This window comes from Mordavella massiliensis (assembly GCF_016901695.1).
Lineage (GTDB): Bacteria > Bacillota > Clostridia > Lachnospirales > Lachnospiraceae > Claveliimonas > Claveliimonas massiliensis_A.
This window is the reverse complement of the sequence record NZ_JACJKS010000055.1, coordinates 1-1,194: the sequence shown is the minus strand read 5'-3', so window position 1 is coordinate 1,194 and position 1,194 is coordinate 1. Positions and strand designations below refer to the sequence as shown.

The following is a 1,194-nucleotide window of genomic DNA, read 5'->3' as shown; positions in this document are numbered from 1 at the left end:
AGTATCCCAAAGTTTGTGTAAACCTTCAAACTGATGTAAGATAGACTTACCAGTTTGGAGGTTTATTTTATGGCAAGGAAAAAAGATACCCCACAAAAAGCAGCCCTTCGGGAAATGATGGGCAACTACCTGAAAGAAAACAATGTAAAGGTCAAAGATGGAACGGATGTCAACTCCATCATGCGAGATATGATGTCCATCATCCTGGAAGGTGCCCTGGATCAGGAAATGGATGAGGAACTGGGATATTCCAAGTATGATTATCGGAACAAGGAAACGGATAATTCCAGAAATGGCCATTCCCAGAAGACCATGCACACCAGTTACGGCGATATGGAGATTGATATCCCAAGAGACAGGAAAGGTGAGTTTGAACCACAGATCGTTAAAAAGTATCAGAATACGGTCACTCAAGACATGGAAGAAAAGATCATCTCCATGTATGCCAAAGGAATGACCACGAATGATATCGAAAGCCATATGCGGGAACTCTATGATATCGAGATTTCTGACAGTACCATCAGCAGGATTACGGACAAGATCCTTCCCATCGTAAAAGAATGGCAGGAAAGACCTTTGGAGGAAATCTATGCGGTCGTTTTCATGGATGCCATTCATTACCATGTGCGCAATGAAGGCAGGATTGTAAAACGTGCGGTTTATATCGCTATAGGAATCGACATGGAAGGGCATAAAGACGTGCTCGGCATGTATGTAGGACAAAATGAGAGTGCAAAGTTCTGGCTTTCCATTTTGAACGGACTGAAGAACCGTGGCGTAGAAGATATCTTGATCGCATGCGTAGACGGTCTAACAGGCTTTCCCCAGGCGATTGAAGCTGTTTTTCCGGATACGGAGATCCAGCAATGCATTATCCATCAGATCCGGAATACGACAAAGTTTGTTTCCTACAAAGAGCTTAAACCACTGATGGCTGATCTGAAACGTGTATATGCAGCCCCAACAGAAGAAATCGCACTGGCTGAACTGGATGGCTTTGATGAGAAATGGAGTGGGAAATATCCCAAAATCGCAAAATCATGGAAGGACAACTGGGCGAATCTTTCAACGTATTTCAAGTATCCCGAAGCGGTTCGGCGTCTGATCTATACTACCAATGCCATCGAAGGATTTAACCGTCAGCTCCGAAAAGTCACGAAATCCAAAACGGTATTTCCTTCTGATGACAGTCTT

Annotated in this window: 1 protein-coding gene; it reads left to right on the top strand. The window is 43.7% G+C overall.

Translation table 11 applies throughout. The annotated features are described in order from the left end of the window. Positions 1-69: 69 nt before the first annotated feature. On the top strand, positions 70-1,194 hold a 1,125-nt coding region (locus H6A20_RS13045), incomplete at its 3' end, for an IS256 family transposase (protein ID WP_204907528.1).